Below are 534 nucleotides of genomic sequence, written 5' to 3' on the forward strand. Positions count from 1 at the left end.
TGCTTCGCGCGAAACTTGTTGGGTTTTAGTCCAGCCATTGTCTGGGTCATTATAGAACAGCTCAAAACGACTGCCGCTTCGCAGTGCGTCAGTGATGCCATCACCATCTAGGTCAATCAGTTTGACTTGTGTATCTTGTAAGCTAAAAGAAGGCGCTGTGCGATAGGGTTGAAACGAATGGCGATCCCATAGTGCACCCGCTTCACTGGAGAAATAACCATTCATTTGCGCATTACTGACCATCAAATCAGGCCTGCCATCACCATTAGCATCTAATAATTGTACACCAGTAGAAGAAAGCTCAAGCCCTGTTGGCGCTTCTTTCATTATGCGTGGTATATCAAACTTACCATTACCAAGGTTACGCCAATAACGGATTACACCTTTCGTTTCTAATAGGTCTGGTAATCCATTACCAAATAAATCGATCAGTTCTAGGTCAGGATCTGATAGAGATTGTGTGGGTAGGTCTGTATTATCTAATGGCGTGAATTTTCGTTGTTCAGGATCAAAAATGTTGTAACTAAAGCGAGG

General features: G+C 43.3%; 1 protein-coding gene. It reads right to left on the reverse strand.

The features are described from left to right. A partial coding sequence (locus ACS8FD_RS24140) for an FG-GAP repeat domain-containing protein (protein WP_439277709.1) occupies window positions 1-534 on the reverse strand: 534 nt, incomplete at both ends.

Source organism: Psychrobacter sp. 1U2, from assembly GCF_051847575.1.